At 69.3% G+C, this 19275-nt stretch carries 20 protein-coding genes and 1 pseudogene; 10 read left to right on the forward strand and 11 right to left on the reverse strand.

From position 1 onward, the window contains the following. Positions 1-67: 67 nt before the first annotated feature. The 3 genes from ACIRB7_RS11660 (at position 68) to ACIRB7_RS11670 (ending at position 3767) form a co-directional block, all read left to right on the forward strand. Positions 68-1195 (forward strand): tyrosine-type recombinase/integrase, encoded by a 1128-nt coding sequence (locus tag ACIRB7_RS11660; protein ID WP_403595830.1) that lies wholly within the window; start codon positions 68-70, stop codon positions 1193-1195. Next, positions 1192-1515, forward strand: a complete 324-nt coding sequence (locus ACIRB7_RS11665; protein ID WP_403595833.1) for a helix-turn-helix domain-containing protein — start codon at positions 1192-1194, stop codon at positions 1513-1515. The genes ACIRB7_RS11660 and ACIRB7_RS11665 overlap by 4 nt, the downstream gene beginning before the upstream one ends. Positions 1516-2696: 1181 nt before the next feature. After that, complete coding sequence (locus ACIRB7_RS11670) at positions 2697-3767, forward strand: hypothetical protein (RefSeq protein ID WP_403595836.1); 1071 nt, start codon at positions 2697-2699, stop codon at positions 3765-3767. Positions 3768-3822: 55 nt separating this feature from the next. Here ACIRB7_RS11670 and ACIRB7_RS11675 read toward each other — a convergent pair whose 3' ends face one another. The 5 genes from ACIRB7_RS11675 to ACIRB7_RS11695 all read right to left on the reverse strand — a co-directional run bounded on the left by ACIRB7_RS11675 (position 3823) and on the right by ACIRB7_RS11695 (position 6916). Then, positions 3823-4440, reverse strand: coding sequence for a DUF6000 family protein (locus tag ACIRB7_RS11675; protein WP_403595839.1), 618 nt, complete (start codon positions 4438-4440; stop codon positions 3823-3825). Between the two features lie 193 nt (positions 4441-4633). Then, entirely contained in the window at positions 4634-5065 is a 432-nt protein-coding gene (locus tag ACIRB7_RS11680; protein ID WP_403595842.1) for a hypothetical protein, read from the reverse strand. 62 nt (positions 5066-5127) lie between these two features. Next, positions 5128-5562, reverse strand: a complete 435-nt coding sequence (locus ACIRB7_RS11685; RefSeq protein ID WP_403595844.1) for a hypothetical protein — start codon at positions 5560-5562, stop codon at positions 5128-5130. Between the two features lie 227 nt (positions 5563-5789). Next, entirely contained in the window at positions 5790-6452 is a 663-nt protein-coding gene (locus ACIRB7_RS11690; RefSeq protein WP_403595846.1) for a hypothetical protein, read from the reverse strand. Further along, complete coding sequence (locus ACIRB7_RS11695) at positions 6452-6916, reverse strand: DUF2199 domain-containing protein (protein ID WP_403596217.1); 465 nt, start codon at positions 6914-6916, stop codon at positions 6452-6454. Before ACIRB7_RS11695 ends, ACIRB7_RS11690 begins: the two co-directional genes overlap by 1 nt. Positions 6917-7111: 195 nt before the next feature. Between ACIRB7_RS11695 and ACIRB7_RS11700 the strand changes: the two genes are divergently transcribed. Next, on the forward strand, positions 7112-8695 hold the full coding sequence (locus ACIRB7_RS11700; RefSeq protein WP_403596219.1) for a hypothetical protein: 1584 nt from the start codon (positions 7112-7114) through the stop codon (positions 8693-8695). Here the strand turns inward: ACIRB7_RS11700 and ACIRB7_RS11705 are convergent. Beyond that, a pseudogene (locus ACIRB7_RS11705) lies at positions 8628-8873 on the reverse strand (transposase); the annotation flags it as partial. The gene ACIRB7_RS11700 and the pseudogene ACIRB7_RS11705 overlap by 68 nt on opposite strands. Before the next feature lie 74 nt (positions 8874-8947). Further along, a complete protein-coding gene (locus ACIRB7_RS11710) occupies positions 8948-9091 on the reverse strand; it encodes a hypothetical protein (protein ID WP_403595849.1) in 144 nt (47 codons plus the stop codon). 86 nt (positions 9092-9177) lie between these two features. Here ACIRB7_RS11710 and ACIRB7_RS11715 point away from each other — a divergent pair, with 86 nt between their 5' ends. Both ACIRB7_RS11715 and ACIRB7_RS11720 read left to right on the forward strand, forming a co-directional pair. Then, positions 9178-9558 carry a hypothetical protein gene (locus ACIRB7_RS11715; protein ID WP_403595851.1) on the forward strand — a complete coding sequence of 127 codons (381 nt, stop codon included), beginning with the start codon at positions 9178-9180 and terminating at the stop codon, positions 9556-9558. Positions 9559-9824: 266 nt separating this feature from the next. After that, positions 9825-10256, forward strand: coding sequence for a VOC family protein (locus tag ACIRB7_RS11720; protein WP_403595854.1), 432 nt, complete (start codon positions 9825-9827; stop codon positions 10254-10256). A gap of 321 nt (positions 10257-10577) precedes the next feature. Here the strand turns inward: ACIRB7_RS11720 and ACIRB7_RS11725 are convergent, their stop codons facing one another. Next, complete coding sequence (locus ACIRB7_RS11725; protein WP_403595857.1) at positions 10578-10850, reverse strand: hypothetical protein; 273 nt, start codon at positions 10848-10850, stop codon at positions 10578-10580. Positions 10851-11322: 472 nt separating this feature from the next. After that, entirely contained in the window at positions 11323-11967 is a 645-nt protein-coding gene (locus ACIRB7_RS11730; protein WP_403595859.1) for a carbonic anhydrase, read from the reverse strand. Between the two features lie 198 nt (positions 11968-12165). Here ACIRB7_RS11730 and ACIRB7_RS11735 point away from each other — a divergent pair, with 198 nt between their 5' ends. Further along, positions 12166-13053 carry a DUF2382 domain-containing protein gene (locus ACIRB7_RS11735; protein WP_403595862.1) on the forward strand — a complete coding sequence of 296 codons (888 nt, stop codon included), beginning with the start codon at positions 12166-12168 and terminating at the stop codon, positions 13051-13053. Positions 13054-13244: 191 nt separating this feature from the next. On the opposite strand, the gene ACIRB7_RS11740 is transcribed toward ACIRB7_RS11735, so the two are convergent. After that, the gene (locus ACIRB7_RS11740; protein ID WP_403595864.1) at positions 13245-13811 is read right to left on the reverse strand and encodes a helix-turn-helix domain-containing protein; all 567 of its coding nucleotides are present in this window, start codon (positions 13809-13811) and stop codon (positions 13245-13247) included. 100 nt (positions 13812-13911) lie between these two features. On the opposite strand from ACIRB7_RS11740, the gene ACIRB7_RS11745 reads away from it, so the two are divergent. Together ACIRB7_RS11745 and ACIRB7_RS11750 are read left to right on the forward strand one after the other, a co-directional pair. Then, positions 13912-15357, forward strand: a complete 1446-nt coding sequence (locus ACIRB7_RS11745; protein WP_403595867.1) for an MFS transporter — start codon at positions 13912-13914, stop codon at positions 15355-15357. Positions 15358-15400: 43 nt separating this feature from the next. Continuing rightward, the gene (locus ACIRB7_RS11750; protein WP_403595870.1) at positions 15401-16672 is read left to right on the forward strand and encodes a preprotein translocase subunit SecY; all 1272 of its coding nucleotides are present in this window, start codon (positions 15401-15403) and stop codon (positions 16670-16672) included. An 87-nt stretch (positions 16673-16759) separates the two neighbouring features. Here ACIRB7_RS11750 and ACIRB7_RS11755 read toward each other — a convergent pair whose 3' ends face one another. Continuing rightward, complete coding sequence (locus tag ACIRB7_RS11755) at positions 16760-17128, reverse strand: ArsR/SmtB family transcription factor (RefSeq protein ID WP_403595873.1); 369 nt, start codon at positions 17126-17128, stop codon at positions 16760-16762. 96 nt (positions 17129-17224) lie between these two features. Here ACIRB7_RS11755 and ACIRB7_RS11760 point away from each other — a divergent pair, with 96 nt between their 5' ends. Continuing rightward, positions 17225-19270, forward strand: a complete 2046-nt coding sequence (locus ACIRB7_RS11760; protein ID WP_403595876.1) for a heavy metal translocating P-type ATPase — start codon at positions 17225-17227, stop codon at positions 19268-19270. Positions 19271-19275: the final 5 nt, after the last annotated feature.

Here is a 19275-nt window from a genome sequence, read left to right on the forward strand (position 1 = left end):
GGTGGCTGGTTGGGATGCGCTGACCAGGCACCCGTTACCGACTCAACGATGATGCGTTAGATGCATCATGAGTGCTGTCGTTGATATGCCAGGAGCCGCGCACCTGGTGCTCGCTGACGGAGTCGTGTACCTGGACCCCGAACCCGCGGTCCTGGAAGCGATGCTGGAGGGCTGGGCTCTGCAACAGCGCACACGCTTCTTGAGAGAGTCGACGATCCAACCCCGGATCGCGCTGGTCCGTCGACTGGCTCGCTTCACCAATGAGTACCCGTGGCAATGGGACCCCGCCGAGGTGGAGGCCTTCTTCGACGATCTTCGTACCCGGCGGCCTGACAGGCCCTTGGCGGTATCGACCGCACGGAACTACCAAAACGACCTTCGGCTGTTCTTCGACTACATCACCGACAGCCGCTACGGCTGGCCGTCCACGTGCAACGAACGATTCGGCCGGGCTCCGGTCCAGCTTCTGCACGAGTGGAACACGATCACTCACACCAGCGAGTACGAGGGAGCCGCCGAGCGTCGTCCGCTCACCTACGACGAAGTCCAGACCCTTTTCGACGCCGCCGACGGCCGCGTCGAGGAGATCCGCGCACGACGGCGCAAGGGCTCGCTCGCGGCCCTTCGCGACGCCATGGTCTTGAAGACGGTCTACGCCTTCGGCCTGCGGCGCCAGGAAACCTGCGGCCTGGACTTGTGCGACCTGCGCCGGAATCCCAAGGTCGCTGACTACGGCCGTTTCGGGGCGATCTTCGTCCGTCACGGCAAGTCCTCCAAGGGCGGACCCCCCAAGCGCCGCCGCGTTCTGACTGTCCCGGAAATGGACTGGGTCGTGGACGTTCTCGACCAGTACGTCAGCGAGGTCCGCCCCGCTTTCGTGCCGGGCAAGCACCCGGCGTTCTGGATCACCGAGCGCCGCGACCGGATGTCCCTGAGACGGCTGAACGACGCCTTCGAGACAGCACGCCGGGCCGCAGACCTGCCCGAGGAGCTGGACCTGCACTCGCTGCGCCACAGCTACGTGACCCATCTGATCGAGTTCGGTTATCCAGAGAAGTTCGTCCAGGACCAGGTCGGCCACGCCTACGCCAGCACCACGGCCATCTACAGCCACGTCTCGGATGAGTATCGAAACCGGCTGCTGCGACGCTCACTGCAAGCCCGGCATGGCGATCTATGGGGGCAGGAAACGTGATCAGGAAGATGGGCATCGACTGGCAGCTACGGATCCGTATGGCAGAGAAGGGCATGTTCCAGACCACGGAACTGGTCCCGCTGCTGGCCGAACGCGGCGTGCATCTGTCGCGTGAGCAGGTCTTTCGTCTCGTGACCCAGACACCGCGAAGGCTGTCCATGGACACGCTCGCCGCGCTGTGCGACATCCTCGCGTGTGAGCCCAACGACCTAATCCGGGTGGAAGTCACCAACGCTGAGGTGCGCAAGACTGCCGGCGAGCAGCCAGTTTCCCGGCCGCAGGCGCGTCGCACGACGATCCGGCGCCCTAGCGCGGAATGACCGCTCCCCTCCGCCTCGACGAGGCGCATCGACAGGTCGTCGCATACCTCACCTCCCAGCTCACGGGGGTGACCGGCGAGCAGGCTGCGGAGGCACTGGAACGCGGGAAGATCACAGTACGTTCCTGTGTCGGCCTTGCCCGCCACTTCCAGCAGCATCAAGATGCCCTGACGAATCCGGGCCCGACACCTCCACAGAATCTGGTGAGGCTCGCCTACGCCCTGGTGGCTTCCGGACACGGCCCGGTCACCCTGCCGACGTGCGCCGGCTGCGGAAAGATCTCGCGCGAGCTCACGCATCGCCTCCCGGCCGGGCATTGCTGTTCGAGCTGCGCCTACAGGGTGCGGTCGCCGAAGACCTGCTCAGGCTGCGGCCGCCAGATGAGGATCAACGGCAGCGGCCCGAACGGCCCTCTCTGCGGCACCTGCTATGGCAAGCACGTTGCTACCGCATGTGGGCAGTGCGGGCGCGTACGCCGCGCGACCGCCCGTATGCCCGACGGCAGTGTCCGCTGTCAGGGGTGCCACCCACGCCCTGAGCGCACCTGCGTTGGGTGCGGAGCTCAAGCCCCGGTCCAAGCGATCTCGGCGGACGGTCCGGTCTGTCGGCGCTGCTACCGACAACCTGAACGGCGCTGCGGCAGCTGTGGAGAAGTACGCACGGTCGACCGGCGCGGTGGCGACGGTAGGCCCGATCTGTGCTCCCGCTGTTATAGCGCTCCGCCGGTTGCCTGCTCCTCCTGCGGCCGGCTCCGGACCTGCACGCGCAGGGTGGCGGGCAAGCCGTTCTGCCAGAGCTGCTGTCCCCGCCCTACGAGCCCATGCGCACGCTGTCTCCACGACCGTCCTGTCCACGCCTACTGGCCGATGGGCCCGGTCTGTAAACACTGCTACGCGGCAGTGCGCGCACGCCCCGGCACCTGCGCTCAGTGTGAAGAGCGACGTCCACTCATCGGTTCCACCGAAGCAGGGGCCAGCATCTGCGGACCCTGCGCCGGAGTCGACCTCACCTACGCGTGCCAGCGCTGCGGCACAAGCGACAGGATCTTCCGCGAGCAGTTGTGCACCCGCTGCTTCGCCACGAAACAACTGGCTGAAGCTCTCGGTGGACAAGACGCAACGGTCCCCGCACAGCGGCAGAACTTCCACTCGGCTCTCGCCGCCGCAGGACGCCCCCGCAGAGTGGCGCATTGGCTGACCCGCGCCGGAGTGCCCGCCCTCCTGTCCCAGCTAGCCATTTCCGATGAGGAGATCACCCACGAACAACTCGACGATCTACCCAACACGCCGACCACTCGCTACATCCGTGACGTCCTCGTCGCCGCCGCGGTTCTGCCGCCGCGCGACGAACGATTGGAGGCCCTGCCCCGCTGGGCGGACGCCCTCTTGGCCCAGGCACCGCTCCCTCAGCGGCAGCTCGTCACCCCCTTTACCCATTGGTATCTGCTCCACCGCATCCGCCGGGCCTACCGGCACCACCCGCTACGCGCCAGCACACAACACCAGATGCGATCGCGGCTGCGCCGGGCCCTGGAACTGCTTGACTGGCTCGACGAGCACGGCACCGCTCTCGGGGAACTCACACAGCCGGAACTCGAGATGTGGCTGGAGGAAGGAACTGGAGAACGTCGTGAGGTGCGTGCCTTCGTCACCTGGGCGCGAGGTCGTGGCCTTGTCGGCGAGCTCGTAGTTCCCCGGGCACGCATCGCCGTCCCCAGCGTCTTCATGACGGACGAGGAGCAGGCCGAGCAGCTGCACCGGTGTCTCGGCGACGATTCTCTGCCTCTCGATGTTCGTACGGCTGGTGCCCTGACGCTCCTCTTCGGGCTGCAGCACACCAAACTGCTCGGACTCACCGTGCGCGACGTCATGGACGACAACGCGATGGTGGCGCTCAACCTCGCAGGCCATCGTCTTCCGCTGCCGCCCGAAGTCGCCCAACTGGTCCGTGCGCAACGCGACCAGTGCCAGGCGCGCTGGCAGCTCGATCAGACAGCCAGCACAACACCGTGGCTGTTCCCCGGCCAGGAGCCCGCCCGCCCCCTTGGAGCCACCTACCTCAATTTGAAGCTCCGCCGACACGGCATCGCGCCTCGCGCCGGCCGCAACAACGCTCGTCTCGCGCTGGCCACGGACCTGCCGGCGTCCGTCCTCGCAGACTTCACCGGCACCAGCATCAGCGACGCCACCCGCTGGACCGGATACGCCAGACGCGACTGGCTCGACTACATCGCGTCCCGCACACAGATCTGACCACTCCCCCAGGAGGCGGCCATGGTCAAGGAAGACCACCACGAGACGGGTACGGTCATGGTGTCTCTACACATTCGTCGACGAACGCGCAAAGCCGACGAATGAGGCTCAAGAAGTAGGGGGTGGGATCCGAGTCGCCCTGCATGTGAGGTGCATCCTGGAGCCATTGCTGCCATAGACCCCCCGGTTGCCGGAAGCGGTCGGCTTGACTACTTCCATGGTTCAGGTCGATGAACTGGAGAGCGCCCATAACGACGGTCTGGTCGTATCCGAGGTCAGGGCGACGGAGGTAGCGATCAAGGTAGGCAGCGAGTAGATCAGCGTCGTGCGCCGTTCCGAAACTGGCCAGGGCCACGCTGTAGGCCAGTCCAACGCAGCAGACCTCGCTGGCCAGCAGGAGTGATCCGAGGCGCTCCCGGAACTCGGTCCGGCGTGAGACAGCTACGAGCCAAGCCGCAGTCCTCCGCTCTCGCCAGCCGCCCTCAAGAAGCTTGGCGATCTCATCTGCGGTGATGAGTCCCGCGTCCTCACGGAGATCTCGCATGAATCGGCCGCATGCAGGATTCTCCATGCGCAGCAAGCCGCCGCCGAGCTTCAGGTAGCGCCGCTCGGGCGTGACATAGCGGCGAACCAAGGCCAGCAACTCGGCATCATCGTGAGGATTGCGTATCACACAGTCGATCTTGCCTTGCCGCCGCGAAACAGAGCTAGCCCCTCCCTTGCCCTGATGTGAGTGAGAAGGCCCTGTTCTCGTATAGCTACGCCGAGCGGACATGTAGCGCTGAGTAGCTGCCATAACCCTCGTTTTCTCCGCTCTGGCCGCCTCGTTGAGCTGAATGAGTGACGGCGAGGGGTGGGGCGAATGACTAGGGCAGGTGCCGGAGGATCGCCCGGTACGCGGGCCCTTCCATGTAGTCGTCGTCGGGGGCGACCCGGTCGACCTTGGGCGGACCGTATGAGGGTTCCCACGTGTCGAACCACGGCGTCCGGGGGCCGACGTACACGGTCCCGTGCTCGGGGAACTGGGCGGCGGTGATGTCGGCGACAAGGCCCTCCCGCTCTGCCCAGGCGTGGGTCTCGTGCGGGTTCTCCCTTTTGTCGCAGGCATACAGCCAGCCGTCCAGACCCCGCTCGACGAGGTAGGTGCACAGCATGACCGTGGCCGCGCCGCAGCTTCCCTGAGGGAAGTCCCGGAACCCTGGGTGTGGTGCGTCGAGGTCGCCGGCCTGCTTGGCGTCCTCGATGGCGCGGCGGAAACGCGTGGCCTCCAGCAGCACGTGATCTTCGTACGAAGCCATGGCCGGAACCTACCTGGTGCGGTGAGAGGCAGCGGGTAGGCGCTCTGACGGCCCTTACGTACCTACGGCCGCTTGAGCGGGGTGCGTCCGCAATCGATCGCTTCGGCGGCCTCGTTCTCGTCGTAGCTCATGGTGCCTTCGCCGTGGCAGTCCTCGCAGGTGTCCCACACGAGGGAGTAGCCGGCGGGTGCTTCGTCGTCTTCCTGGCCGACCTGGATGGATCCTTCACCGTCGCATTCGAGGCAGTCGAAGACGTACTCGCCGGGTTCCAGAGCCAGTTCGTCGGCCCACGCCTCGAAGTCGTCGACATCAGTGTCGGGCGCGCTCGAGCGGGCGCGGGCGAGGACGGCGATCCCTCCGGCGAGCACCGTCATCGCGCCGACGGCCACGGCCGCCCGGCCTACGGGGCCCAGGCGGTCCCAGCGGGCGGCGATACGCCGACGCAGCGGCGGCCTGGTCTCGGCGCCGTCTGCTGGCTTCTGTGGTCCGTCGGTCATCGTGTGCCCTCGAGTGAAGTGGAGTAGTGGCAAGGGGCGTTCAGTGTGGCAGGAGCGCGGCTGCGACAGGGCGGGAATGCAGTGATCCCGGCCTACAGCTACGCGGCCGCAGCCCCGTGTAGTTCCTCAGCGCTACATGTCCGTTCGCCGTAGCTATACGAGAACAGGGCCGAGTATGGCAGTTGGCACTTGTGCCGAAGTACGTGCTCAGATCCAAGGCCCGCAGGTCAGCCGTCGTAGAGGCCCCACTCGTCGAGACCCCCGTAGATGTGCGCTTCGAGGCATTGCGGGGCATCAAGGCCCACAGCCTCACCCCGGTACACGGCGATGAGGGAGTCCTTGCCCCGCCACCAAGAGTCGGTCACACCCTGTACTTCGGGCACTGGCTCGAATTCACCGAGATCCAGTGCATCGACGGCCTTGCGCGTGACTCTTGTGACGGTTGTGGCCCAGCGGCGGGCATGAGCGGCGAGCGCCAGGGATTCCACCCATCCGTCAGTGCTGGCATGCAGGGGCGTCCAGCGGTAGGCGTCGATACCGAACGCACCGTCGGGGCCAATCACGAAACTGTAGGCCATGGACACCCGGCAGTCCCCTGCCGGGAACGACCAGCCTTCTGCGGGCATCTCCTCGGGGCAGCCGGCGTCCAGGACGCGCGGACCGCCCTCGTAGAACGGGGCCGGTGGCAGGGCGAGGCCGCCCCAGCGGTCCTGGAAGGCAGTGGCCCGTTCGATCTCCGTAGCGGGGATCCCGTGCTCGAGCCACGCGTCGCGGTGTCGCCGGAAGTCCTGCCGGCGAACGCGGATGCCCTCCGTCTCGATGAACCGCTGGGCCCTGCGGCTCAGGCCGGCAGGCGCGATCGGGACGGGCGATACGGGCTGGTCAGCCATTACCGCTGCTCGCCATCACCGGCGTGGAGCACGGTTGACGCAATCTCCCGCACGCGCTCCAGGCTGATCCCTGTGCGCTGCTCGATGGCGAGGGGGTGGTCGGTGGGCTCCAGCTCGACGAAGGGGCGCTCGCCGACCGGACGGGTATGAACGCGCGTCTTCAGGTTGAGCGTCGTCGCTGGGTACACCGGAAGATCGGTGGTGAGCCAGCCGAAGTACGGCTTCTCGGCCTCGCGGCCGGGCCTATCCCACAGATCTGAGGCCCGGGAGAAGCCTTCTCGGCTGAGCGAGACCCAGACGCCCCAGGAGAACACCTCGTCACTGCCGATGATCGGTATCTCGATCAGGCCCTTTACGAAGTAGTGCTGCCCGCGGACCACGCACTGGTCCGTAGAGAGCAAGCAGTCGTCGGCGCCGGCGAAGGCTGGATCCCACACGGCGGGGGCCTCGGCTGTGTAGTTCATCGGCAGCTCAGGGTGGTGGGCCCCGCAGCACGCGCAGGTGAACCCCAAATCACTGGTCATGGGCCCGGAGCCTAGCGACGGACTTCAGACGTACCCGAAGGGGGCTTGCCGGGCCACCGCTCTCTGCGCGGCCAACTACCGCGCTACCCGACCACAGCTGGTTGCCCCGAGGACAGGTGATGGCAAGCGGCTTCCCTGGCGCCTTGGCACTGGAATACCGCAGCTACGGAAACAAGTGCACTCCGCCAACAGAAAGCGAACAAAGCCGACTGTTTCGTCACGTCGGCCGCTTCCCTCGGTATCGGGATCGACGTGGCCAGCGCTCCCGAACTGGTCAGGGCCCTGGCCGGCGGGGTTCCTGGACACCGGATCGGGATCTCCGGTCCGGAGAAGGGCGACACGCTGCACTCCCTTGCCGTGCAGCACGGCTGTCTGGTCGCCGTCGACTCGATCAGTGAACTCCGCAGGCTTGCCGCGACCGCTCGGCTCGCGCAACGGCAGGCGAGTGTGCTGCTGAGGTCCCGGACGGTCGGGCAGCCGGCAAGTCGCTTCGGGCTTTCCGCCGCTGAAAGAGAGGCCGCTGTCGGTCTGTGTGTGGAACTCGCCGACCGCATCAGCCTCCGGGGATTCTCGTTCCACCTGAACGGTTATTCCACAGCGGAACGCGCGACTGCGGCGAACGAGATGATCGAGCACTGCCTCGACGCCCGGCGGCGCGGCTCGCTCTCCGCGGAACTGGTGAACATCGGCGGCGGGTTGCCGGTTCGCTATGTCGAGCCGCGGCTCTGGGACGAGTTCCTTGAGCAGAACAGGCCGGCCGATTACCACGCGGCCAAGGATTTCAAGGACTTCTATCCGTACGGGGGACAGTCCCCGGCCCAGGCCGTGCGCGCGATCATGACGCACCCGGTCGACGGGGACGAAAGCCTGGCGGCGAAGGCGGAACGCAGCGGCGTCCGCCTCGTGGTCGAGCCCGGCCGGGCCTTGTTGGACCAGGCCGGATTCACCGTGTACCGGGTGCAGCAGGTCGACGACCGGCGGGACACCGACGGGTACGCCATCGTCACCGTCGCGGGCAGCAGCTTCAGCCTCTCCGAACAGTGGTTCAACAGCGACTACCTGCCCGACCCGCTGCTGATGTCCGCCCAGCCGGCCGCGGACGAGTTGTTCCCGGCCTGTGTCGCGGGTTCGACCTGTCTGGAGAGCGACCTGGTCACCTGGCGGAAGATCGGCTTCCCGCGGCCCGTACGCCGCGGCGACCACCTGGTCTACCTCAACACCGCCGGCTACCAGGCTCGAACGGCGAGCCGTCGGAGCGGGGCGTCCAGCCGCTCGACCGCGCGGCCCGGACTCCCGCGGCGACTCGCGTGGCAGGACGGGCTCGGCCGGCACCGGGCCCGGTTCCATGGCGGCCGGTCGACCGGTCTCCACGACGAGTGCCGTCCCGGGGCGGGTCGCATCCTCCACCACGTAGCCCAGGGTGCCGAGGTGGTATTCACAGCACCGGCGGTTCCTGCTCACCCGCCAGCGACGCTCGACACCGTCGACGACGATACGGCGGGAACCCCTCTTCGTCAGTGCCGCTCTCTGCCCCTCCGCGAACGGCCGACCGGTCGCCACACCCGCGCCCCGAGGCGAGGAAGTGGCTGCCCCTTTGTTCGTACCGGATGGTCAGACGGCGGTATCCGAAGAGCCAGGAGATCGCCCTCTCGATTTTCCATCGGTGCCTTCCGAGGCGCTCGGAGGACTCCACGCCCGGCCGGGCGATCCGTGGAGTGATGTGGCGTTCGCGCGGCCACGCCAGGTTGCCGGCCGAGTGGTACGCCTTGTCGGCACGAACCTCGTCAGGACGTCGCCGACGAGGGCCGCGGTGCGAGCGGACGGCCGGGATCCCGCGGATGAGCGGGCGAAGCGCTTGGACATCGTTGACGTTCGCGGCAGACACCCCGACGACCACAGGCAGCCCCTGCGCGTCGGTCAGAACGTGCAGTTTGCTGCCCGCTTTGCCTCGGTCGACCGGATTCGGCCCCGTCAGCGAACCCCTTTCGCGCGCACCGAAGCGGCATCGGCGATCACGGAACTCCAGTCGAGTCCGCCACGGAAAGACGGCAGTACCGGCTCGATCATGGCCCATAGATCATCCGGCACGAGCCGCTGCGACAGATCCCCACCCATGAACGGTCACGATGCCGTCGCCGGCCACCCCGGCGACGGCCGGTGGAGGCGTTGGGCTGGTTGCCCCGCCACCTCAGAATGGGCGCATGGCCCCTCTTTCCATCGACCCGCGCTCCTTGAACGCCGACGAGCGCGCAGTACTCGAACACATCCTGTCGACGGAGTTCGTCGGCGCCTCGCAACTGCGAAGTCAACTGGACCGCACCAAGGTGACCGCCGTCTGGGGACCCGATTCCGTGAGCGTTGTCCTACAGGTCCGGGAACCTTGCGAACATGCAGCACTGCCGACAGAGCTCGTGCCCGTCGATGCGCATGTCCATAACTCGTCCGGCAACTACGTCGGCGAGATCCTCGTATGGACGGACCGCGGAGCCACGCTCGCGGCCCTGGAGTTCGCCTGGGTCACCGACGAGATGCCCACGTCTCTCCCGGCGGTCGTGAATGGTCGGCTCAGCTGGTCGTCCTGACGGCTGTGCCCGCCTCAGCGCCTACGGCCTCGCAGCGGGCGAGATCGCCACGTGAGGCACCGTCCAAGGCCTGTCCCATAACTGATCTTTGGCACGAGAGTGGTCGGCTGAGATCGGATCCTGGGCCCCACCTTTGGAAGAGGCGCCGACGTCGGTTCCCCCCTGTGACCGCACGACACAGCAGCGGATGGCATGGGCCGTCCTCCCGGCAACGTGTGGATCCACCCGCCCGGGGAGATGAGCAGGGCCCCTGTTATCGTGCGCCGATGTCAACGATCAGGCAGTTCCAAGTGACCTTCGACTGCGCGGAACCTGCGCGCCTCGCCGCCTTCTGGTGCGAGGTGCTGGGGTACGTCGTACCGGCAGCCCCGGAGGGCTTTGCCACGTGGGAGGAGTACCACCAGTCGCTGCCGCCTGAGGACGAGGTCTACTTCGCGTGCGCTGATCCCTCGGGTGGGGGCCCGCGCGTGCTCTTCCAGCGGGTTCCCGAAGGCAAGGTCGTCAAGAACCGGGTGCATCTTGATGTGCGGGTCGGCACAGGGCTCGTGGGTGATGAGCGCCTGGCCACACTCGAGGCCGAATGCGCACGGCTGATGGCGCTCGGCGCGAAACACGTGCTGACGCAGCGGGCCGATGGCGTCAACGAGTCGTGCATCACGATGCAGGACATCGAGGGCAACGAGTTCTGCCTCGCCTGATTCGATGCACTCGAACGACCGTGGAGTCGACAGACACCACCCAGCTCAGGTCCTCATCGGCATCTGCCTGAGCCGGCAGGGCGGTGAACACCCGTTCCCAGGTCCCGTCAATCGCCCAGTTCCGCAGACGACTGTAGGCGCCTTTCCACGAGCCGAACTCCCCAGGCAGGTCCATCGGCAACGGCATCGATAACCTGCCGGTGAACACGCCACCGCCCTCCTCGGCGAGGAGTCCGGTCCGGCAGCAGGGGCTCGATCCTGGCCCACTGGGCGTCGGTCGACACGCTCAAGACAACGACAGGCGGCCTGCGCCGAAACGGCTCAGAACCCGGCCATGGACTTGTCGAGCACTCCGCCCAGGGCACCGTAGGCGCTGCAGCGAACCGAGTGCATTGCCCTGCGGCGCAGCCCGAATCCCACGCCGAACGACAAGGCGAAGAGTCCGCCAAGGACCATCGTCACGACCGGGTTGTAGACGAAGTACGTGAAGCACGACACTCCAGTCCAGACAAGGACCGGCAGGAGCGAGCCGCGCAGTACCGTCCAGAACCCGATCCGCTCAGGTCCTGACGGCAGCGCACGGTCATGCCACACCTCGATGTGGTTCCTGGTCACACAATGCTCAGGTCGCATGGATCCATGACATCACCGGTAGCTCGGTACTTGTCCAGTGATCCATAAGAAGCGGCCTAGGTGTGCTGGGCTGATGCCAGGTGGTGCAGCCGGGCCCCGGCAGTCGCATGATGAGGCCTGGCCTAAGGCCTACCGGGTGGCTTGAGGAGCTCAGACGGTGAGGAGGTCGGGGCTGGCGGCCTTGTCGGTGGCGATGACTCCGTCAGGATCGGGGTACTGGCCGAGGACGATGGGGGGGATCGCGGAGTGCATCGCTTCGACGGAGGCGCGGCGGCGGTATTGGCAACGCCGACGTCCTCCGCGGCGAGGTTACGCGGGCAGGGCTCCCGGCCACGCACCGAGGACAGGGCCCGACCGGCGCCGCGCCATCCGGAGTCCGGAGAAGAGCGACGCCGGGTCAGATGCGGGCGGTGGGTGGTGTTTACCGGGGGGGCTACGGCGCGTCGAGGGCGTCGTCGTCGCTTCCGGTGATGTCCCCGCGGGAGGTCACCAGGCGGGCGCTGCCCTCGGTGAGCTGGTAGCCGAGACCGACCACGGCGATCTCCCCGGCCTCGACCTGCTGCGAAAGGAGACGGGAGCGGTCGAGGAGCAGGTCCACGGTGTGCCGGATGTGCTCGTCGATGATGTCGCTGTCGCTGGTCAGACCGGCCGCCCGGGCGGCGAGGATGCTCGGGGTGACGCGCTCGACGACGTCACGGACGAAGCCGCCGGCCGAGAAGCCGTCTTCCACCGCCGCGCGGGCGGCGGCGACGGCGCCGCACGAGTCGTGTCCGAGGACGACGACCAGACGGGCGCCGAGCACGCTGGTGGCGTACTCGACGCTTCCCAGCACCTCGGACCCCAGCACATGGCCTGCGGTCCGGACGACGAACAGGTCCCCGAGGCCCTGGTCGAAGATGATCTCCGCGGCGAGGCGCGAGTCGGAGCAGCCGAGGACGACGGCGAACGGGTCCTGACCGGGGGCCAGCTCGGTACGACGGGCGGCGTCCTGGTTCGGATGCTCGACCGTGCCCGCGACGAAGCGCTTGTTGCCGGAGAGGAGGGCGTCGAAGGCGATGTGGGGTGAAGTTCTGGGCATACCCGCAGCCTATGATCCGGCCTCGCTCCATGCCCGGCCGGGTGCCCGTTGACGCGCGCTCGCTTCACTCCGGCGCCCAGGCCGGGTGTTGAGTGCTCAACCGGTTATGAATCAACCAAATATGGTGGGATATGGGTGTTTTCATCGCCCGGGGACGGAAAGTCGCGCGGTGACCGCGACAGAATCAGGAGGGCCATCATGATCGCCCAGGAACAGATCCCCGCGGTGGTGGACCACCCGGTCTACGACGCCCAGGGCAAGAAGATCGGCGACGCCAAGCACGTCTATGTCGACGACGCCACCGGTCGCCCCGAATGGGTCACCGTCAAGACCGGGCTGTTCGGCACCAGCGAGTCGTTCGTACCGATCAAGGACGCGTCCATGGTCGACGACCACCTGGAGGTCCCGTACCCCAAGGAACGGATCAAGGACGCCCCCCACGTCGACGTGGACGGCGGCGGTCATCTGTCCACCCACGAGGAACGGCGCCTGTACGAGCACTACGGCATCGCCTGGGACGAGGCCTGGCAGCGGGCGAACCAGCCCGGTGACGGCGGCTGGGCGCACGGCATGGCGGACACCGACACCGCCCGGCGTGGAGACGGCGACGCCGCCCGCGCCCGCGCCCGTGCAGACAGTGGCACGGCACGCACGGGCGACGACTCGATGACCCGCTCCGAGGAGCAGATGCACGTCGGCACCGAACAGGTCGAGACCGGCCGCATCAGGCTGCGCAAGTACGTCGTCACCGAGGACGTCCAGCAGACCATCCCCGTCAGGCACGAGGAAGTCCGCGTGGAGCGCGAGCCCATCACCGAGGCGAACCGCGACCAGGCTCTGACCGGACCCGAGATCTCCGAGGCCGAACACGAGGTCACCCTCCACGAGGAGCGCCCGGTCGTCGAGACCCGGGCCGTCCCCGTCGAGCGGGTCAGCCTGCGGACGGACGAGGTCACGGAGGAGGAGACGGTCGCAGGCCAGGTCCGCAAGGAGCGGATCGACATCGAGACCGATGCCGTCGACGACGCCGAGGCGTCCGACGAACTCCGTGAGCGCCGCGGCCGGACGGACGAGGGCCTTCTCTGACCCCTCTGTCGGAGGAGACCGACCCGTACCGACCCGTACCGATCCGTAAGAACGCACGTGCCCGGAGGAACGACGGCCACCCGGCCACTGTCCCTCCGGGCCGTCGTCCTGCCGACGGCCGTCGAGGCGACTGCCGAGGCGCCCCCCAGCCGTTCGCCGCCGGACCCGTGCGGACCACGGCCTGGTGCGAATCACGGCCTCGTGCGGATCACGGCCTGGTCCCCGTGAGGGCCGAACAGGTGCAGGATCTCCACCGCTTCGCGGCCTGCGGGTCCGAACCAGTGCGGTTCACCGGTGTCGAACTCGGCCACCTCGCCCGGCCGGAGGACGACCTCACGTTCCCCGAGGATCAGCCGGAGCTCCCCGGCGAGCACGTAGAGCCACTCGTAACCGGCATGGGTCACCAGTTTCGGTTCGCGGTGGGCGAGGACCTGCTTGAAGACCTGGACGCGGCCCGGGTACTGCGTCAGCGGGACGAGCACGCTTCCCCGCTCCCGGCTCCGCGGTGTCAGATGGACCCGCGGATCGCCGGTGGCCGGGGCCGCCACCAACTGGTCGAGCGCCACGCGGTGGGCCCGGGCTAGCGGGATGAGGAGGTCGAGGGTCGGCCGCCGCCGGCCCGATTCCAGGCGCGACAGCGTGCTGACGGAGATCCCGGTGTCCTCCGCGAGGGCTTCGAGGGTGAGGTCGCGGTCGTGCCGCAGGGCGCGCAGCCGTGGCCCGATGCTGTCGAGGAGTTCCGCGAGTTCGGCGTCCATGCGCCCATTTTGCAGTCTTCGCAAAGTTCCTGGTCCCGGGCCCTTCCCCCGCCCGAACCTGGCGGCGTCCGGTCGCGTCGAAGTCGAAGGGGGAACTCCCGTGCTCACCACGTCCCTGTCCGCTCCACCCGTGCCACCCGTTCCGCTGAGCCCACGCCGGCGCTGGACGGTGCTCGCGGTCTGCGCGCTCAGCATGTTCCTGGTCGGTGTCGACACCACCATCGTCAACGTGGGGCTGCCCGAGATCGGGCGCGGCCTCGACGTGGGCACCCGCGGTCTCGAGTGGGTCGTCGACGCCTACACCGTGGTCATGGCCGGCCTGCTCATCGTCTCCGGCGCCCTCGCGGACCGCTTCGGGCGCCGCCGGGTCTTCCGGTGCGGACTGCTCGTCTTCGGTCTCGCCTCCCTCGCGTGCGCCCTCGCCCCTTCCCTCGGCGCGCTCGTCGCCGCCCGGGCCGTTCAGGGGATCGGGGCTTCGATGCTGAGCCCGGTGGCCCTGGCGATCGTGGTGAACGCGATGCCCGACCCCCGGGAACGCGCCCGCGCGATCGGGGTGTGGGCCTCGGTCTTCGGCCTCAGCATGGCGGCGGGCCCCGTCACCGGCGGGGCGCTCATCGCCGCGTTCGGCTGGCGCTCCGTGTTCTGGATCAACGTGCCGGTGGTCCTCGCCGCTCTCGTCCTCGTCGCCGTCTTCGTGCCGGAGTCCCGAGGGGAGCGTGCCCGCCGCCTCGACCTGCCGGGTACGGCGCTCCTCACCGTGATCCTCGGTCTCTCCGTCGGCCTCCTCATCGAAGGGCCCCGCATCGGCTGGACGTCACCCCTGGCCCTCACCGGTTACGTCCTGACCGCGGCGGCCACGGCCGGCTTCGTCCTGGTCGAACTGCGCCGCGACGACCCCCTGATGGACCTCGGCCTCTTCCGCCGGCCGCCGTTCGTCACGGCCGTACTCGGGGCGACGGCGGTGTTCGTCGCGCTGAACGTGACCCTGCTGCTCAACACCCTCCACCTCCAGCACGCCCGCGGCTGGACCCCGCTCGCGACCGGCGCCGTCACCCTGCCCCTGGCGCTCGGGGCCACGCTGTGCGCGCCCTGGTCCGGCACCCTGGTGGGGCGGCGCGGAGCGAGGCTGCCGCTGATGCTCGCGGGCGGGTTCACCGCGGCCGGCGGGCTGTGTCTGGTGAACCTCGACCGGGACACGAGCGTATGGCTGATCCTCCTCGCCTTCCTGCTCGTCGGCATCGGGTTCGGTTTCGCCAACGCCCCGCTGACCAACACCGCCGTCAGCGGCCTGCCGCCGTCCCGCGCCGGAGTGGCGGGCGCGATCACCTCCACCGCCCGCCAGGTCGGCGCGGCGGTCGGCATCGCCGTCGCCGGAGGCCTGGTCGCGGGCGTCGACCCCGCGGGACTCGCCGACGCGACCCGTCCCGGATGGCTGCTCGTCGCGGCCTGCGGACTCTTCCTCCTCGTCGTGGCGCGCGCGGCGACGCCCTTGCTCCGTAAGGGAGTTGACTCCACGTCTGACAAGAGAGAGCGTTCGGTGGGGTGAACATCCGGCCCCGGTGACGGCAGGACGGACGGGGGAGTCGGTCATGTGGGCACGAGTGCTGCGCGTTTCCGCGCTGCGGAAGCAACTGCTGTGGACGGTGCTCGCCGTCGTCGTCTTCCGGCTGGGGCAGAACCTGCCCCTGCCGGGCGTACGCGGCGGGGCGCCGGCCGAGGCCGTCGCGGGTGACGGGGGAGGGCCACCACTCCACGGCCTCGTCGAGCTGCTCACCGGCGGCGGGCTCGGGCAGCTCTCGGTGTTCGCGTTCGGGATCGCGCCCGTCATCGCCGCCCGCCTCGTCGTGGACGTCGTGGGCCCGCTCGTCCCGCGTATGCGGTCTCTCAAGGCCGCCGGCGAGGAGGGCGCCGCCGTGATCGCGCGCGGAACCCGCTGGGTGGCCGTCATCCTGGCCGCCGTGTTCGCCGGGGTGGTGGCGGTGGCGGTGACCGACGGCGGATGTGTCCCGCTCACCGGCGTCTGCGCCCCGGGCGACTCGTCCCCGCTCCACGCGCGCGCGGACGGCCTGCTCGTACAGATCGCCCTCGTGGCCTGTATGACGGCGGGTACGGCGGTCGTCGTCCTGCTGGCCGGACTGATCACGGCCCGGGGCGTCGGCGAGGGGTTCTCCATCCTCTTCCTCGCCCAGATCGCCGCGGTCGTCCCGGACCAGGTGCTGAGCGCCGCGCGGGAGACCGGAGGCACGCGGGGCGCCGTCGTCCTCCTTCTCGTCGCCGTCGCCCTCGTGGTCATGGTGGTGGTCGTCGTCACCGTCCAGCAGGGGGAGCGGCGCATCCCGGTACAGCAGGCGCGGCGGATGATCGGCCGCCGCCTTCACGGTCCCACGCCGACGTACGTACCCGTCAGGGGCGGCCAGGGCGGCTTCGGCGTGATGATCCCGGCGTCGCTGCTGCTCCTCGTGCCGGCGCCGGTGGGGCCTTGGCTGTTGCCCGTGTACGTCCTGGTCGTCTTCGCGCACGCGTGGCTGCGGGCGGGCATCGAGCCGGACGCCGCCGGACTCGCCGACCGACTGAAGGGGGCGGGGCTCTTCGTCCCCGGTATCCGCCCGGGCCGGCCGACCGCCGAGTACATCGCCTACGTCCAGTCGCGGATCGGACTCGCCGCCGCGCTGTGCATGACGGCTGTGGCCCTCATCCCCGTCGTCACGCTCCTCGTGCTCGACGGGCCGGCCGAGAGGTTCGCCCTCAGCACGACGACCCTGCTGATCACCGTGAGCGCCGCCGTGGGCACCGCTCTTCCGGTGACGAAGCGGATGGAGACCGTGGCGGCGCTCCACAGATACGCCCCGACCCTCCGCTGACCGACGCCGACGAACCCGACCGCGCTGACCGCGCCTGCTGTGACGCCCGCACGCCGGGCGCCTGCCGCGACGCCCACACGCCGGGCGTCACGCCCCGGCGGCCGTGCCGGTCACGCCGAGGCGCAGGTGTTCCACGTGGTAGAGGGCCTGGTCGAGGAGGCCGGCGACGTGGTCGTCGTGGAGCGCGTAGACGACGGAGCGGCCCTCGCGGGTGCCGGTGACGAGACCGAGGTTGCGGAGCAGGCGCAGCTGATGGGAGCAGGCCGACTGCTCCATGCCGACGGCCCCCGCGAGCTCCGTCGCCGCGCAGGGCCCCTCGCGGAGACGGGCCAGGATCAGGAGCCGCGACGGCGTGGAGAGCGCCTGGAGCGTGGTGGCGACCTGCTGCGCGTTCTCCGGGGTCAGACGGGTGCGCGGTGCCGCGCTGCTGTCCGGTGCGTTCACTCCGTGGCCCATGGCAGCATCCTACGGAAATGAACACATGAATGGATGTTCAAGTGTTCCTGTACGGTGTGGGCGTACGACTCCTCCCGTGAAGGGACTCCCTCTGTCATGGTCTCCACCCTGACCAAGCCCGCACCCCCGTCAGCCGACCCGGGGAACGCCCGGCGGCGCACCCGCGTCCTGGCGCTGCCGGAGGCCCGCTGGGCCCTGGCCGCCCTGCTGCTGTTCCTGGCCGGCCTCCCCCTGGACCTCCTCGGGGCCCCCGCCTGGACGTGGGGCCCGCTCTTCGCCGCCACCTATCTCACCGGTGGCTGGGAACCGGCGTGGGAGGGCCTGAAGGCGCTGAAGGGCAGGACCCTGGACGTGGACCTCCTGATGGTGGTCGCCGCCCTGGGCGCCGCCGCCATCGGGCAGGTCCTCGACGGGGCTCTGCTGATCGTCATCTTCGCGACCTCCGGAGCCCTTGAGGCGGTGGCGACCGCCCGTACCGAGGACTCGGTACGGGGCCTGCTCGACCTCGCCCCGGCCACCGCCACCCGGATCCTGGACGCCGACGCGGCCGACGGCGCCGACGCAGAGGAGAGCGTGCCGACCGGGGACCTGGTGGTCGGGGACGTCATCGTGATCCGCCCCGGTGAGCGGATCGGGGCCGACGGACGCGTCCTGTCGGGGGCGAGCGAGGTCGACCAGGCCACCATCACCGGCGAGCCCCTGCCGGTGGCCAAGGAGACCGGGGACGAGGTCTTCGCGGGCACCCTCAACGGCAACGGAGTGCTGCGGGTCGCGGTCGGACGGGACGCCTCCGACTCGGTGATCGCCCGGATCGTACGGATGGTCGAGGAAGCCTCCGAGACCAAGGCGCCCACGCAGCTGTTCATCGAGAAGATCGAGCAGCGCTACTCGCTCGGCATGGTCGCGGCCACCCTGGCCGTCTTCCTGATCCCGCTGGCGTTCGGCGCCGACCTGACCGCCTCCCTGCTGCGCGCGATGACCTTCATGATCGTCGCCTCGCCGTGCGCCGTGGTCCTGGCCACCATGCCCCCGCTTCTCTCGGCGCTCGCGAACGCCGGCCGGCACGGCGTCCTCGTGAAGTCCGCCGTGGTGATGGAGCGCCTCGGACAGGTCGACGCGGTGGCCCTCGACAAGACCGGCACGCTGACCGAGGGCACCCCGCGGGTCACCGCTGTCCGCCTGCTGTCCGTACCGGACCCGGCGACGGACGACCTGGACGAGGACGGGCTCCTCGCCCTCGCGGCGGCCGCCGAACACCCCAGCGAGCACCCGCTGGCCCGCGCGGTCGTCCTCGCCGCGCACGCCCGCGGCCATCGGCTCGCGCCGGCCGAGGACTTCGGCTCCACCCCCGGCATCGGAGTCACCGCCACCGTCGCCGGCCGAACGGTCCAGGTCGGCGCCCCCGCCCGGCTCCTGCACGGCGCCGACGACCCTGCCGACGACCCGCTCTCCACCCGCGCCGCCGACGTGGCGGCCGAACTCGAAGCGGGCGGACACACCGCCGTACTCGTCAAGGTGGACGGAGCACCGGCCGGCCTCCTCGGCATCGAGGACCGCCTCCGCCCGGACGCTGCCGCCACCGTCGCGGCCCTCACCGGCCTGACCGGCACCGCGCCGACGCTCCTCACCGGCGACAACCCGCGCGCCGCCGCCCGCCTGGCGGCGGCGGTCGGCATCACCGACGTCCGGGCCGGACTCCTGCCGCAGGACAAGGTCGCCGCCGTCCAGGCCCAGGAGAAGGCCGGACGCAAGGTCTTGGTGATCGGCGACGGCGTCAACGACGCGCCCGCCCTGGCCGCCGCCCACACCGGCATCGCCATGGGTCGCGCCGGCTCCGACCTCGCCCTGGAGACCGCCGACGCGGTGATCGTCAGGGACGAACTCGCCACCGTCCCCACCGTCGTCGCGCTCTCCCGCCGCGCCCGGGGCCTGGTCGTGCAGAACCTCGTCATCGCGGGATCCTTCATCACGGTCCTGGTGCTCTGGGACCTCCTGGGCACCCTGCCGCTGCCCCTCGGCGTCCTCGGCCACGAGGGCTCCACCGTCCTCGTCGGCCTCAACGGCCTGCGGCTGCTCCGCGAATCCGCCTGGCGCCACGCCGCCGCAGACGCCGTCGAGCCACGTCCCGTACGCACGGGGTGAGCCGA

The sequence above is a fragment of the Streptomyces sp. NPDC093795 genome (assembly GCF_044764665.1).
GTDB lineage: Bacteria > Actinomycetota > Actinomycetes > Streptomycetales > Streptomycetaceae > Streptomyces.